This window comes from Bifidobacterium sp. LH_491 (assembly GCF_056356495.1).
On record NZ_JBKEUI010000001.1, the window covers coordinates 971,371 to 986,106 of the forward strand.

Sequence of the window (14,736 nt, forward strand, 5' to 3'; positions counted from 1 at the left end):
CGGAGGTTCTATGAAAAACAAGGTTGCTGAACTGCGAAAACAAAGAAAGCTTTCTCAAGAAGAATTGGGAAACCTGGTCGGTGTCACAAGACAGACCATTACTTCGATTGAAACCGGCAAATATACGGCATCCCTTCCCCTGGCTGTAAAGATTGCCCGCTGTTTCGGTTTGCCCGTAGAAGAAATTTTTGAATTGACCGAGGAGGATTAACAATGAAAAACTTAGACTCATATAAAAAATCTTTGCAAGAACGTGGAGCGGGACTCATCATACTTACGTGTCTTAGTTTGATCACGGTCTTAGTTCTCAACTTTTATGTAAGAGTGGCAATTCCAGAAAAAGAAGACCTGACAGACTGTGCGACTGGATTTTTCATCGGTTTCGAGTTTGCTTGTGTTTTCATCTTAGCTCGCTTCTTCAAAGCGATCCGCAATCACGAGGTACTCAAAATCATGTATCTGAAAGAAACGGATGAACGAAATATTCTCATTCGTACAAAATCAGGTTTTCCGCTTGTGGCTTATCTTTCAACCGCTCTTTTTCTAATCGGGTTGATCGTCGGTTATTTCAACTACACAGCATTTCTCACCATCACGGCTGTTGCCATAGGTCAGATTCTTATTTCTCTGATCCTCAAACTCTACTGGACTCAGAAATTGTAAGCAGTAAATGATCTTGATTCTTCTCAGCTCTTCACACAAAAAGGAGCCCGCAGCTATGAATGAATTGCGCCCCGTTTGTTGGACTTGGTCTACTAGGATACAGGGTCAGGCCGGGGCGCAGAACTCCTTCAGAGCAAGCCCCCCCCCCGAGCCGTACCTAGCGTCATTTCGCGTTCCATCGGACGATGTACGCGTCGAGCTCGACCTCCACCATCGGCATCAAATGCGCCGGATTCCAAAAATGCGCGACGACGAACCGTTCCGGATGGCGCAATACACGCTGTATCGCCGTAGGACCCAACCCTGACGTGTTGGCGACGAAGATGACCTTCTGTGGCGCGTGTTCTTCGATGGAGCGCCATACGGATTGCTTGACATCGAGCCGTTCGACGATGGATTCGATCGCCATGTCCGCATCCGCCACCGCTTCGGCCAGATCGGTATGCACGTTGATGCGCGCCAGTATCGATTCCATGGGATCGTCCCCGCATGCGACAGGCAACGCCCGATGCTCGGCCAACTCAAGCGTCCATACCCGACGCCAGCAGCGCCTCGTTTTGGTCGAACAGCCTCACGCGATATCCTGCGGCTGCGAACTGCAAAGCGGTGGCATGTCCCATCGTCCCAAACCCGATATTGGCTACGGTATGTACCGTCCGCGTCATATGTCCTCCCGACTGCCGTGGCATCGGCGCCACAGACCTTTGCCGACAACGCACCAGTACGTCGTTAAATCACTGCAATTATAGACACACTGTATATTAAGCACCGCTCCCACTCGTCAGTGATTCGCTCAGCACATCCACCCCTTGCAACAGCGCTCCACGTTCACTCACACCATAACCCGTTATCAATTTTTCCAATGAGTACGCCCGAGTGTACCGATGCAAAACCTTTTACAGTGTTACTCGTTTCAGATATCGCACTGGCGGCGCATCCCGCCCTGTATGTCGCCGTACACCGCATGCGTCATGGAAGGAGACCACTCATGTCGTACCTCTTCGATCCCGCACCGCACGCCGACGTCGTCGGTAGCTATTTGCGCCCCGCAGCCCTGCAGCACGCACGCCTCGAACACGCCCAGGGACGCCTCGACGACGCCGGTCTGAAAGCCGTGGAAGACGAGGCCATCGTCGCCTTGGTCGACCGACAGCGCCAAGCAGGACTGCGCGTCATCACCGACGGCGAATTCCGTCGCGCCTACTGGCATCTTGACTTCATGTGGGGTCTGCAAGGCGTCGCCAAGGGCACCAACCCCGTGGCGGTGCAAGCCTCGGATGGTGCCGGCGTCGTGCAAACCGCCGCCGTCAACGGCGAAATCGGCGGCGAACAGCACCCCTTCATCGAACATTTTCGCTTCCTCAAAGCACTGGAAAGCGACGGCACCATCGCCAAGCTCACCATCCCCTCCCCTGCGCAAACACTGTTCCTACTGCAGGCCGGCGCCAAGGAAACCTTCACGAACCCGTATCGCACCGACGACGAGTTGGCCGCGGCCATCGTGCAGGCCTACATCCAAGTCGTGCGCGACCTATACGCCGAAGGCTGCCGACTGCTGCAATTCGACGACTGCACCTGGGGCATGCTCGTATCGGCCTCCTTCCATCACGACGTGTTCGGCCGCAATCCCTTGGACGCGCAACGCCAATACGCCGACATCAATAACGCCGTCATCGACGCCGCACCCGACGACATGGCCATCACCACCCACGTGTGCCGTGGCAACTACCGTTCCCAATGGTTCTCCGCCGGCGGCTACGCGCCAGTAGCCGAAGTCTTGTTCGGCACCGAACGCGTCCACAGCTATTATCTCGAATTCGACGACGACCGCTCCGGCGACTTCGCGCCCCTGGCCCACGTCAGCGGCGACAAGCGGGTCGTCTTGGGACTGGTGACCTCCAAGCGGGCGCAACTGGAAAATCCCGATTTGCTGTCCGAACGCATCGCCCAAGCCAGCGAATTCATCCCGCTGCAACGGCTCGCGCTATCGACGCAATGCGGGTTCGCCTCCACCGAAGAAGGCAACGCGCTCACCGAAGACCAGCAATGGGCAAAAATCGCCTTGGTCCGTCAAGTCGCCGAGCGCGTGTGGGGCGCATAACGCGACACCCGCTTCGCCCATCGGCGAAGCCCCGCGTCAGACGACTACAGTGGAAGACACCATGCCGCCTACCAGACATGCGCCAAGCGCTGCGCAACGTCTGATAAGCGGCACTGATCACCACACGGGCAACGGCAAATGGCCGAAAACGAAGACCGACATAGGCAAGGGAGCGGCACATGGGCGACATCGAGGATGCACAGCGGCAGCAACAATTCACCTACACTGCGTACGACGCCGCGACGGTACGCCGCATGGAACGCCCACTGCTTCAGGCAGGCGTACCCCTGATGCGCATGGCCGCACAGGCGTGCGCCGATACGGTGGCGCTCGCAATGGACGAATACAACGTACCGCTGGAGGAATCCCGCGTAGTGGTGCTTGCCGGGGCCGGCGATAATGGCGGCGACGGCCTGTACGCGGGTGCCCTGCTGGCCGAACAAGGCGCGACGGTCACGGCGATTGCGGTCGGCACCCAAGTGCATGAACGCGCATATGCCGCGCTGCTGCGCGCAGGTGGTTCGCTACTGGCGCTTGACAGCGACGCCTCCATACCGGGGTGCGAAACCGGCTTTGGCGCAGGTGAGGCCGGAGAACGGCTGCACACGGCGATCACCCTATCGCTGGACGCTACGGTGATCATCGATGCCATGACAGGCATCGGCGCCCACGGCCCGCTGCGGGGCATCGCCCACACGGTGGCGGCTTCCCTGCGCAACGCCATCGCACAGTTGGAGGACGACGGCGACGATCTTGATCCAGACGAGGATTTGGCACGTCCCTTGGTGGTGGCCGTCGACACTCCCTCGGGTGTAGGCGTCGATGACGGCAGCGTGCCGGGAGCCTGCATACCCGCCGACATCACCGTCATGTTCGGTGCGCTCAAACCGTGCGCCATGCTGCCGCCGGCAGCCTACGCGTGCGGCACGGTGGCTCTTGTGGATTTCGGGTTTGATATGGACGCCGTCAGACCTGCGGTCGAAGCGGTCAACGATGCGCTGGCCGCGCAATGGGTGCGCGTGCCAGACAGATACGACACCAAATATTCGCGTGGCGTGGTGGGCGTGGCCGCCGGATCGCAGGACTACCCTGGCGCGGCCGTGTTGTGCACGCGGGCCGCGGCACGGAGCAATGTGGGCATGGTGCGCTATGTGGGTCCGCAGCGCGCCCGGGACATGGTGCTTGCCGCGCTGCCCGAAGCGGTGATGGGCAAAGGACGCGTGCAGGCATGGACCGTAGGTTCCGGCGTACCGAACTTGGAGCCGGACACCACCTTCGACGCCCAGCATGAGGTTATCGGCGCACTGCTGGCCCATTACGCCGAGGATGCCGACATCGACGAACATATGGACGCACCCGTCGACCTAGCCATGACCGGTCTGGCATCTGGCCGCACGGCCGTCGACGCCGCATCGGTATCCGTCATCGACGACGGCGAGCCTCACGGCGACGACAGCGGCCGCATGCCGCGGATGCACTGCGACGACATGCCACCCCTATGCGTGGACGCCGGGGCGTTGGATCTGCTGCCCGAACGCGTGCCGGCACATGTGGTCATCACGCCGCATGCGGGCGAATTGGCACGGCTGCTGGCCCGATACGGCGAGACGGTCGACACGCGAGACATCGCCGCCGAACCTTGGCGCTGGGCCCGTCGTGCCCACGAACTCACCGGTGCCACGGTACTGCTCAAAGGAGCCATTACCATCATCGTTGGCCCTGACGATGGCGACGACACCGCCGTACGCACCCTGATTGCCGGGTCGGCGCCGGCATGGTTGGGCACCGCAGGAGCGGGAGACGTGCTGGCCGGCATGCTGGGCGCATTGTTGGCCCAACAAGATGGCGACATCGAACGCGACCACACCTTGACACCTTCGATTGCGGCCGCGGCCGCGTACCTGCACGGCCTTGCAGCCAGCAACGCGTCGCAAAGCGAACGTTGCGGATGGCATGCGCCGCACGTCTATAGCGAGCACGACGTTCTGCCGTGGGATGAACGCACCCGCGCCTTGGGCATGCCCATCGTCGCCCGTGACGTCATCGCCTCCATTGGCGACGCCTTCGCGCAAGTGCTTGAGTAGAACACGTCTTCGCCCAGCCGTCCACACCGCACGAAGGCACGGACGGCCCTTACGCACATGCCCGATCACCGACTGTCGCTCGCCACGGCGTACTGCTAGCATGAAAACGTGCGCGGTCCATTGCCTGACGGTTCGCGCCACCTGACGCGAGGGAGGAACATATGGTCAGCGACATCGTGTTTGATTTTTGCGGCGTGCTTATCGACTGGCAGACCCGAGCCTGTCTGCAAGGCGTATTCGATGACGCAACCGTAGACCACATCTGCGCCCCGGACGACCCCTGCGGATTCTTCCATTACGAGGACCGCATGGACGCGGGCGAAGACTTCGACGACCTCATCGTGCAGTACGAACGCGAATACGGCGAACGCCTGGCAGGCATATTCCGCTACTACATCGAACACTACGGCGACGCGCTGCCGCGATTGCTCCCCGGCGTCGAAACCCTCCTTACCGACCTGCGAGACGCCGGCTACCACACCTGGGGGCTGACCAACTGGTCGCACGAAACATTCCCCATCGCCTTCGACCGATTCCCCCAACTCGAACGCCTCTTGGACGACACCTTGGTATCCGGCATCGAAAAACTGCACAAACCCAACGCCGACATCTACCATGCGGCCGAGCAACGCTTCCATCTGCAGCCCGATCGCACCGTGTTCTTCGACGACACCTTGCGCAACGTGCGCGGCGCCCAAGCCGTAGGCTGGCATGCCTTCGTCTTCACCACCGCACCGCAGGCGCGCGCCGACTTGGCGTCGCTGGGCGTACTCACCGCAGCCTAACCATGGGCGAGCGACCAGGCATCACAACATCACACCGTTCGAGGAGTACACCATGACGTTACTGCAATTGTCCTACATCGTGAAAATCGTCGAATGCGGCTCCATGAACGAAGCCTCGCACGCCCTATATGTCTCCCAGCCCGCACTGAGTGCGGCAGTCAAAGACTTGGAACGCGAACTCGGCATCGAGATTTTCACGCGCTCGCCGCAGGGCATCGCGCTGACGTCGGATGGCGCCGAATTCCTCACCTACGCACGCCAAGTGCTCGACCAGGCGGCGCTGCTGGAGGAACGCTACCAACGCGGCACCCCGCGCAAACAGCTGTGCACGGTGGCCACGCAGCATTACATGTTCGCCGTCGAAGCATTCGTACGCATGATCGAACAATCGCACAGCGACGAATACGAGTTCACCATTCGAGAAACCCGCACGCGGGACATCATCAACCAAGTAGCCGCCCTGCAAGCCGACATCGGCATCGTCTACATGGCCGATTTCAACGCCCAGGTGGTCGGCAAACTCCTGCGCGACAAGCATGTGGCCTTTCACCCATTGTTCCGCGCTCCCCTACACGTCTTCATCGCCCGCAGCAACCCGTTGGCCACACGCGGCACCGTCACTCTCAACGATTTGCGGCCGTACCCGTTCCTACGATACGAGCAGGGCGAAGAAGGCAGCTTCTTCTTCGCGGAAGAAGCCATGTGGCCCGACCATTCGCCCAAACAGATCACGGTCAGCGACCGTGCCACCATGCTGAATTTCATCATCGGGCTCAACGGCTACACCGTATGCACGGGCATCGATAACGGCGACCTGAACAATGAAAAAATCGTAACCGTCCCTCTGGAAACCGACGACACCATGGTAGTGGGTTGGATTGGCAACGAGCGCGCCAACCTCTCCCACGCGGCCGAACAGTATTTGCAACGCCTGCGCGAAGTCATCACCGCACACGGGCATACGCTGATGGAGCGCAATGCGTAGTGACCATTCCTTCCGCTTGGCGGCACCTCCTCTGACGATCTCTTCTGATAGCCAAGCCCGCTCCATCCGCAATGACGGTTCGCGATAACGGTTGGCGCCGATGGGCAAGTTCGTTCGGCCGGGTTTCGATGCACTCGTCGCATCCCGACGTCATGCAAAAGCGCTGATGTAGGCCTCTCGGATGGATTCAGGCATCTTCCCATTGTCTGGGTCTTTGAGTTCATCCGCAGATTCCCCCGACAACAATTGTTCGTAATACCAACACTTGAAAGTAAGCATGTCCTGTACCTGCCGTAGCTGTTTGAGCTCCCGAACGACCTTGCGTTGCCGTTCGCACAACAATTCGTGGCGTTGCCGGTATGTTTCGCGACCTTGGGTGCACCATTGCATGAACTGGCGTATCTCTTTAATCTCCAAACCGGATTTTTTCAAACATTCAATCATCCTTAGCGCGTCTATATCGCGATCAGTAAATTGCCGGATGCCAGAAGTCCGCTCCAGCTCAGGAAACAATCCTTCCTTATCGTAGTACCGCAATGTGGATACGGTTAAGGAAAACTGCTTCGCCACTGCTCCAATCGTGTATGCCATGGTCGCTCCTTTGTTCGTGTCGTTATTTGACCTCAAGTTAGGTTGAGGTTTTAAGGTTAGCGTACAACGACAAACAAAACCCATCAATACATATGGAGGGCCAGTATGAAACCCATCGTACAAACAGCCGGACGGGATACCCTAGGCAAATTTGCGCCACAATTCGCACACTATAACGACGATATACTCTTCGGTGAAAACTGGAACGATATGACGCTCGACCACAAGCAGCGCTGTCTGCTAACCGTGGTGGCGCTAATCTCCTCGGGTATCACCGACAACTCACTGTCCTATCACCTGAACAACGCCAAGCAGGCCGGCATCACCCGGACGCAAATCGCCGGCGCAATCACCCATATTGCATTTTATGTTGGTTGGCCCAAGGCTTGGGCAGCATTCCATCAGGCCAAAGCAATCTGGGAGGATACCGATGACACGGCGCAAGACAAGCTACCAGCCGGCATGGCAGAACACGCAGCAAACATGATCTTCCCCATCGGGGCGCCTAACGATACATTTGCGCCATACTTCTCCGGGCAAAGCTACCTTGCCCCAATCTGCGAAGGACCGCTGAACGTGATGAATGTCACCTTCGAGCCAGGCTGCAAAAACAACTGGCATATTCATCACGCCGACCAAGGCGGCGGACAAGTGCTGATCTGCGTCGGCGGCCGAGGGTACTGCCAGCTATGGGGATCCGAACCGGTTGAGCTGCTTCCGGGCGACAGCATAACGATTCCAGCAGGTACCAAACATTGGCACGGTGCTGCCGACGATAGCTGGTTCAGCCACTTGGCCGTGGAAATTCCCGGTGTCAATCCGCGCAACGAATGGCTGGAACCAGCGTAAGAACCACCATGAGTCTTGCCCATGACATACTCAAGCCATGGGCAAGATATGCTTTGCAGAATCCCGTACAGACAACAACATGGAATGTTCTATCTGGCGCTCACGCACCGTATTGCGCCAGATAAGCGTCGGCCGCTTGCGAGATGGCATCGGACACATACGGCAAACCATCCTGTGTATGGATATTACGACCCGCGGCAAAAATCTCACGCACGTTCGCGATGGCCATGACGGGGAAACCGAATTCCTCGCGAATCGCCGCCACGGCGCTGACATCGGAGTCCTTGGTACGTTCCATGCGGTCGACGGACAGCACCAAGCCCACGATGTTGACGTTGGCTTCGGCCTTGAGCTTGGGCACCACTTCGCGCACTGCCGTACCGGCGGTCATGACATCATCCACCAGCAGCACGTTCATGCCATCGGTCAGCTGCGTGCCCACCATCATACCGCCATCGCCATGGTCCTTCTTCTCCTTGCGGTCAAAGGTATAGCCGACGTTCATACCATGTGTGGCGGTCAATGCGATGGATGTCGACACCGCCAGCGGGATGCCCTTGTAGGCCGGACCAAAAATCGTGTCGATATTATCCGGCAAGGTGCCGTCTGCGATATGCGCAGCGATCTTCTCCGCATAAAACGCGCCCAATGTGGCAATCTTGCGCCCGTCGTTGAAGGCGCCGGCGTTGATGAAATACGGCGAACGACGCCCGGACTTCAATGTGAATTCACCGAATTTCAATGCTTCGGACGCCAGAAGAAATTCCGTAAAACGATGATCGAGTGCTGCAGTCATGCACCAATTCCTTTCCTACCGAGGGCAGCTATGGCAGCCGCATGTCATTATGGATACGCTTATCAGCGCCACTTCTGTCCCTGTGCCAATTTGGCGGCCAACTCGGGGCGGGCATCCAGCAAATCGTCAAGTTCTCGAGCCACGCGCAGCGGCGCGGTGGGATCGACCAACGCGGCCGCACCCACTTCCACCGCATTGGCTCCGGCGTACAGATATTCCAACGCCTTCTCGCCTGAGTCAATGCCTCCGATGCCGATGATGGGGATGTCTGGCAAAGCCTGACGCACGCGCCACACAAAACCCAACGCAATCGGGAAAATGCACGGTCCGGACACACCGCCGGTGCGGTTCGCGATAATCGGCTCGCCCGTGCGGATGTCGATGCGCATGCCCACCAAGGTGTTAATCAGGCTCAACGCGTCCGCGCCACCGTTTACCGCCGCTTTGGCCACAGCCACAATGTCGGTGACATTGGGCGAAAGCTTCACAATCATCGGCTTGCTGGTAATGGCGCGCAAACGGGTGATCAGACGTTCGAGCGCCACCGGATCGGTGCCCACGCTCATCCCACCGTGGCTTACGTTCGGGCAGCTGACGTTGATTTCCAGCATATCTGCGGCGGAATCAGCCAATTTGGCCACCACTTCGGCGTAATCGTCATCGCTATGCCCCGCCACATTGGTGATCACCGTGGCGCCCAACTCCTTGAGTTCGGGCAGCTCATCCACCAGATAATGGTCGACGCCCGGGTTTTGCAAGCCCACGGCATTGACCATGCCGGCCGGCGCTTCGGCGGTGCGCGGCGCGGGATTGCCTTCCCACGGCACCGGCGAGACGCCCTTGGTGCAGATGGCACCCATCTGGCTCACATCGTAGAACCACCGGCAGGCCGCAAGCTGAAACGTGCCCGACGCAGTGCCCACAGGATTCTTCCACGGCACTCCGGCCACCACGGTGCCATGCCGCCATTCGTGAGGCTCATACACATTCATTGAACCGGCTGTCTGCGTCATCTACGCCTCCCATCCCAATTGCGCCGTCGTGAACACCGGACCCTCGGAACAGACCTTGGTGCGTCCCTCGACGGTATCGACCACGCACACCACGCAGGTGCCGTAACCGCAGCCCATGCGCTGCTCCAGACTGAATTGGCAGTCGATGCCACGGACCGAAGCCCACGCCGCCACAGCCTTCATCATCGGCGTGGGACCGCACGACAATATCACTGTCGGCAATCCGTCCCCCGCGTCGCACAACGCAGACTCGTGACGGTTAAGCAGCGTGATCACATTGCCCTGCGCATCATCGATGCTGTCCACCGTCTCAGCGTAGGGTCGTATCAACTCGTCGGCGAATCGTTCGTCGCGATAGCCCAGCAGCGCCATCGTGTGCACATCCTCGCGTTCGGACAGGCATTGCGCGGCCCGCAGCAGCGGCGGAATGCCTAACCCACCGCCGACCAACACGTATCGGGCCGTATGCTTGATGGAGTATCCACGTCCCAAAGGACCCAGCACGTCGATCACATCGCCGGCGCGCAACCGTGCGAATTCTCGGGTGCCCTCACCGATTACGGCGAAAATCACACTGACTTCATCGCCCCTCACGCTGCTGACGCCAAACGGGCGTGGCAGCATGGCCATGGCATCATGGCAATACAGGTTCACAAACTGCGCCGGCTTCGCGTGGCCCGCGATGTAGGCGTCGCGGAACGTCAGCTGCACCACGCCTTCGCACAGCTGACGGACTTCGGTAATGTCCACGGTGCGCCGGGTAGGAAAAAACCCTGCCTCCTGCGCTTGCGCGACCACCTCGGCGGCCGGGCGGAATGATGTTTCGCTCATCAACTCTCCTTGATGGATGGTGGGTTCACCGCATAACGCTACCGACGTCATGTGTGCCCAAGGTTAACGACATGTTCGCTGCCGGTCATGGCAAGGCCACGCGCAAACGGTCGCGCATATCCAACGCCGCCTCGCGGGCGCAATCCGCGACCAGACGCAACGCGGCGTCGGCATCCATGGCCTTGTCGGCGTGCTTGCTCTGCTTCCATGCGCCGATAATGCCGCGCGAGGAGTTCACGATGGCGCCCGAACCGTTGTCGTCAAACATGCCGGCAACATCAGCCGCCGTACCGCCCTGCGCACCGTACCCTGGCACCAAGAAGAAGGTGTGCGGCATCCGACGGCGCAATTCCTTGCCTTCCTGCGGATGCGTGGCTCCTACTACCGCGCCGATGCGCGAATAGCCGAAGCGACCGCGCGAGGACTCGCCCCACTGCTCCACCAGGTCCGCGACATGCTCATACAGCCGTCCGCCTTGGGCCAACTCCAACTCCTGTAGCTCGCTGCTCGACGGATTCGACGTGCGCACCAAGGCAAACACATCCTTATCGCTGTCCTGCGCGGCCTGCAGGAACGGCACAATGCCGTCGCTGCCCAAATACGGGTTGATGGTCACCGCATCCTCATGCCATGGATCATGCGGCTCGTCGGCCTGCAAGTCGGCGTCCACGCCAGTGAGATGATGCGCGTACCACCCCGCCGTCGACCCAATGTCGCCGCGCTTGACATCGCCCAACACATACAGCCCCTGCTGGCTGGCGTATTCGCACGTCATGGTGTACGCATCCACGCCCGCCGGACCCAACGCCTCATACATGGCGATCTGCGGCTTGACCGCGGGCACAATATCCGCCACCGCGTCAATGATGGCTCGATTGAACTCGAAATATGCGACGGCAAGGCGTGCGGCCGGTACTTCGGCGCGATCCTCAACCTCCGCTTTGATTTCCTCGGTGAAACTGGCCACCACACTGTCCGGTACCAGCGCGGGCGTGGGATCAAGCCCCACGACGCTGGGATTCTGCGTGGCTTCAATGGCCTCAATCAGACGATCCATGATGACGGTCCTTTCCTACAGGGCGCGCTGCCACTGATCCATACGGCTGAACATAAACCTCGACCCGATAATCGTGCCCATCGGCATGCCGCTGACCTGCCAGCCGCCGAACGGCGTATTACGCGCCCGGGAGAGGAACCGCTCAGGCTCCACCGTCCATCGACGCTTGGTGTCGAGAATGACCAGATCCACCGAATCGGGATGCTCCGCCTGCCCCAAATCCAGCGTGCGGGTGATAGCGCACTGCGACGACGTGTTGAGCAGTCCGGCCACATCCGTGGGCTGGTGGCCCATCAATCGGCTCGGCGCCACCGACATCAGTTCGATCAGCCGGGCGTCGTCGATATAACCGCCATCCACCAACACCTGATGGCACACGCCATAGGCGCATTCCAGACCAATGATGCCGTTGGGCGCGTCCAGGAAGCCCAGCGCCTTCTCCTCCATGGTATGCGGCGCATGATCGGTGGCGATCATATCCACGGTGCCGTCGGCCACGGCGGCGATGGTGGCCTGGCGGTCCGCGGCGGAACGCAACGGCGGATTCATCTTGGCAAGCGTGCCGTACCGCAGCAAATCCTCATCGCACAACGCCAGGTAATGCGGCGCGGTTTCGCAGGTGATGGGCAGCCCTTCGGCCTTGGCCTTACGAATCGCATCAAAGGAGATTGCCGTGCTCACATGCTGGAAATGAATGTGCACGCCGGTACGACGTGCGGCGTCGATGTCGCGTTGCACAATACGCAACTCGGTATCCTCGGGAATGCCCGGAACCCCCAGCTGTCGCGCCACCGGGCCGTCGTTGACGACACCGGTGTCGTGATGCTCGCAATGTTCGATCAGATACAGTCCGGTTTGCCGCGCGTGCTCCAACACAGTGTCCAGCAAACCATCCGGCACCGCCGCCCCGTCGTCGCTGATCGCAGTGACCGGATGAGCGCGTTGCCCCTCGGTTTTCTCCACGCCACGCACCGTATCGCCGCCGCGCAGATACTCATGCCAGCATTGCGGATCGCCGGCAACCTGGGAAGCACGTCCCTGCGTGGCGGCAACGCACAGATCGTAGCGCACCGGCAGCCGCACGTCATGCACCTGCCCGTAATGCTGCAGATAATCAATGACGTTGTCGTAGCCGGCGTCGAGAATCTCACGCGCGCCCTCTTCTTCGGGCGTCACAGGACGGCCATCCATGGCAGGCACGGTGTTGGGCATAATCAGCACCGACGTGTAGCCGCCCGAAGCGGCGGCGGCGCACCCCGAACGCATGGATTCCTTGTATGTTTGCCCGGGATCGCGGAAATGCACGTGAGGATCGGCAAAACCGGGCGCCACCGTATACGCCGAGGCATCCACCACCTGCTCGGCCTCGTCGGGCACCACCATATCGATGCGTTCGCCGGTATCCCATACCGCGATATTGCGTAACGTAATCGCCATAGTCTACAGTGTCGCTTCCTCGTCGCAGTAGTCGCAACGATATTCCTGACGCTGCGAATGGGACAGATGGAACATGTGGACAATGCCCGGCTCGCTGCTGCTGACGCAACGCGGGTTAACGCAGCGAATCACGTTCTCCATGCGTTCGGGAAGATGAGGGTTCACCTTGTCGACGATCGCGCCGTCACGCACCACGTTCACCGTCGCCTGACGCGCCACAAACCCCAACACATCAAGATCGATGGTCTGGTCATCCTCGATTTTGATGATGTCCTTCGTACCAAAACGACCGCTGGACGTATTCATAATCAGCGCCAACCGGGTGGTGGCCGGATCGATATGCAGATATTCCAGCACCTTCAACGCCGTGCCCGCCGGCACATGGTCGATGATGATGCCATTGCGAATGCTCGTGACTTCCATCAGACGCGCACCTCCTCGCCGCTCAGCGACTCATACCCGGGCAATTTGTCGCCCAACACCGAACTTTCCAGTGCCATACGCACCAACATGCCGTTCTTCACCTGTTCGAAATACGCGGCACGCGGATCGTTGTCCACTTCCACCGCAATTTCGTTCACGCGCGGCAACGGGTGCAGTACCGCCATATCCGGCTTGGCCAACGCCAGCTTGGCCTCGTCAAGAATGTAGGTATCGCGCAGACGCAGATAGTCGTCCTCGTTGAAGAAGCGTTCCTTCTGCACACGTGTCATATACAGCATGTCCAAATCGCCGATCACGCTGGTCAAATCACGCACCTCCACATACGAGCAGCTCGGAGACGCTTTGATGCAGTCGATGACATACTGCGGCGTCTTGAGCTCATCGGGACTGATCAGCACGAAACGCACATTGCCGAAACGACACAGCGTGCCGATCAGCGAATGTACGGTACGACCGAACGTCAAATCACCGCACAAACCGATCGTCAGATCCGTGATGCGACCAAAACGCGACTGCAGCGTCGCCAAATCGGCAAGCGTCTGTGTGGGATGCATATGTCCGCCGTCACCGGCGTTGATCACCGGCACAGACGCGGCGCGTGAAGCCACCAGAGCGGCACCTTCCTTGGGATGGCGGATGGCCACCACGTCGACATAGTTGGACACGGTTTTCAAGGTATCGCTGATGGACTCGCCCTTGGTAACGGACGCGAGCTGGGCGCCGGCGAAACCGATTACCTTGCCGCCAAGGCGCAGCATAGCGGTTTCAAAACTCAAGCGAGTACGCGTGCTCGGCTCATAAAACAACGTCGCCAACACTCTGCCTTCGCAAGTGTGGGCGACGTCACGCCGATGGGAATCGATATATTGCGCTTTATGGAGCAGCTCTCGAATCTGATGAGTGGACAAATCGTCCAATGTGACCACGCTTCGACCAACCATGGAAACGTCGCCGCGGAATTCGGAGTTGTCGCGTGAAGACTGTGCAGCAGACAACGGCTCACCTTTCGTAACAGTGCAAGGCGGCCACCCGATGTGACCTCGCCAACTATAGACCGACAGCACGACTGTGGACACCGTTCGCGTGTTTCGCCCATCGTT

General features: G+C 59.5%; 17 protein-coding genes. 7 read left to right on the top strand and 10 right to left on the bottom strand.

What is annotated here, in order from left to right:
• The first annotated feature begins 10 nt into the window (after nucleotides 1-10).
• Both AC1AWK_RS03625 and AC1AWK_RS03630 read left to right on the top strand, forming a co-directional pair.
• A complete protein-coding gene (locus tag AC1AWK_RS03625) occupies nucleotides 11-211 on the top strand; it encodes a helix-turn-helix transcriptional regulator (RefSeq protein WP_476568189.1) in 201 nt (66 codons plus the stop codon).
• A gap of 2 nt (nucleotides 212-213) precedes the next feature.
• Entirely contained in the window at nucleotides 214-663 is a 450-nt protein-coding gene (locus AC1AWK_RS03630) for a hypothetical protein (protein ID WP_476568190.1), read from the top strand.
• Nucleotides 664-826: 163 nt separating this feature from the next.
• On the opposite strand, the gene AC1AWK_RS03635 is transcribed toward AC1AWK_RS03630, so the two are convergent.
• Both AC1AWK_RS03635 and AC1AWK_RS03640 read right to left on the bottom strand, forming a co-directional pair.
• Nucleotides 827-1,138 (bottom strand): 3-hydroxyacyl-CoA dehydrogenase family protein, encoded by a 312-nt coding sequence (locus AC1AWK_RS03635; protein ID WP_476568191.1) that lies wholly within the window; start codon nucleotides 1,136-1,138, stop codon nucleotides 827-829.
• A gap of 46 nt (nucleotides 1,139-1,184) precedes the next feature.
• Nucleotides 1,185-1,328: a 3-hydroxyacyl-CoA dehydrogenase NAD-binding domain-containing protein gene (locus AC1AWK_RS03640; RefSeq protein ID WP_476568193.1), complete on the bottom strand. Its 144-nt coding sequence runs from the start codon at nucleotides 1,326-1,328 to the stop codon at nucleotides 1,185-1,187.
• 323 nt (nucleotides 1,329-1,651) lie between these two features.
• Between AC1AWK_RS03640 and AC1AWK_RS03645 the strand changes: the two genes are divergently transcribed.
• The 4 genes from AC1AWK_RS03645 to AC1AWK_RS03660 all read left to right on the top strand — a co-directional run bounded on the left by AC1AWK_RS03645 (nucleotide 1,652) and on the right by AC1AWK_RS03660 (nucleotide 6,618).
• Entirely contained in the window at nucleotides 1,652-2,764 is a 1,113-nt protein-coding gene (locus AC1AWK_RS03645; RefSeq protein ID WP_476568195.1) for a 5-methyltetrahydropteroyltriglutamate--homocysteine S-methyltransferase, read from the top strand.
• A gap of 179 nt (nucleotides 2,765-2,943) precedes the next feature.
• Nucleotides 2,944-4,848 (top strand): NAD(P)H-hydrate epimerase, encoded by a 1,905-nt coding sequence (locus AC1AWK_RS03650; RefSeq protein ID WP_476568197.1) that lies wholly within the window; start codon nucleotides 2,944-2,946, stop codon nucleotides 4,846-4,848.
• Between the two features lie 161 nt (nucleotides 4,849-5,009).
• Nucleotides 5,010-5,633: an HAD family hydrolase gene (locus AC1AWK_RS03655; protein ID WP_476568199.1), complete on the top strand. Its 624-nt coding sequence runs from the start codon at nucleotides 5,010-5,012 to the stop codon at nucleotides 5,631-5,633.
• A 52-nt stretch (nucleotides 5,634-5,685) separates the two neighbouring features.
• On the top strand, nucleotides 5,686-6,618 hold the full coding sequence (locus tag AC1AWK_RS03660; RefSeq protein ID WP_476568201.1) for a LysR family transcriptional regulator: 933 nt from the start codon (nucleotides 5,686-5,688) through the stop codon (nucleotides 6,616-6,618).
• 150 nt (nucleotides 6,619-6,768) lie between these two features.
• Here AC1AWK_RS03660 and AC1AWK_RS03665 read toward each other — a convergent pair whose 3' ends face one another.
• The gene (locus AC1AWK_RS03665; protein ID WP_476568203.1) at nucleotides 6,769-7,209 is read right to left on the bottom strand and encodes a MerR family transcriptional regulator; all 441 of its coding nucleotides are present in this window, start codon (nucleotides 7,207-7,209) and stop codon (nucleotides 6,769-6,771) included.
• 105 nt (nucleotides 7,210-7,314) lie between these two features.
• On the opposite strand from AC1AWK_RS03665, the gene AC1AWK_RS03670 reads away from it, so the two are divergent.
• On the top strand, nucleotides 7,315-8,058 hold the full coding sequence (locus tag AC1AWK_RS03670; protein ID WP_476568205.1) for a carboxymuconolactone decarboxylase family protein: 744 nt from the start codon (nucleotides 7,315-7,317) through the stop codon (nucleotides 8,056-8,058).
• Between the two features lie 100 nt (nucleotides 8,059-8,158).
• Here the strand turns inward: AC1AWK_RS03670 and pyrE are convergent, their stop codons facing one another.
• From pyrE to pyrB, 7 genes are all read right to left on the bottom strand, one after another.
• Nucleotides 8,159-8,854 carry an orotate phosphoribosyltransferase gene (gene pyrE / locus AC1AWK_RS03675; RefSeq protein WP_476568207.1) on the bottom strand — a complete coding sequence of 232 codons (696 nt, stop codon included), beginning with the start codon at nucleotides 8,852-8,854 and terminating at the stop codon, nucleotides 8,159-8,161.
• Nucleotides 8,855-8,916: 62 nt separating this feature from the next.
• Nucleotides 8,917-9,867 (bottom strand): dihydroorotate dehydrogenase, encoded by a 951-nt coding sequence (locus AC1AWK_RS03680; RefSeq protein WP_476568209.1) that lies wholly within the window; start codon nucleotides 9,865-9,867, stop codon nucleotides 8,917-8,919.
• On the bottom strand, nucleotides 9,868-10,698 hold the full coding sequence (locus tag AC1AWK_RS03685) for a dihydroorotate dehydrogenase electron transfer subunit (RefSeq protein ID WP_476568211.1): 831 nt from the start codon (nucleotides 10,696-10,698) through the stop codon (nucleotides 9,868-9,870).
• An 85-nt stretch (nucleotides 10,699-10,783) separates the two neighbouring features.
• Nucleotides 10,784-11,755: an orotidine-5'-phosphate decarboxylase gene (gene pyrF, locus AC1AWK_RS03690; protein ID WP_476568212.1), complete on the bottom strand. Its 972-nt coding sequence runs from the start codon at nucleotides 11,753-11,755 to the stop codon at nucleotides 10,784-10,786.
• A 15-nt stretch (nucleotides 11,756-11,770) separates the two neighbouring features.
• Nucleotides 11,771-13,192 (bottom strand): dihydroorotase, encoded by a 1,422-nt coding sequence (locus AC1AWK_RS03695; protein WP_476568214.1) that lies wholly within the window; start codon nucleotides 13,190-13,192, stop codon nucleotides 11,771-11,773.
• A gap of 3 nt (nucleotides 13,193-13,195) precedes the next feature.
• The gene (locus tag AC1AWK_RS03700) at nucleotides 13,196-13,615 is read right to left on the bottom strand and encodes an aspartate carbamoyltransferase regulatory subunit (protein ID WP_476568216.1); all 420 of its coding nucleotides are present in this window, start codon (nucleotides 13,613-13,615) and stop codon (nucleotides 13,196-13,198) included.
• Nucleotides 13,615-14,577 (bottom strand): aspartate carbamoyltransferase, encoded by a 963-nt coding sequence (pyrB, locus tag AC1AWK_RS03705; RefSeq protein WP_476569583.1) that lies wholly within the window; start codon nucleotides 14,575-14,577, stop codon nucleotides 13,615-13,617. The genes AC1AWK_RS03700 and pyrB overlap by 1 nt, the downstream gene beginning before the upstream one ends.
• Nucleotides 14,578-14,736 lie beyond the last annotated feature (159 nt).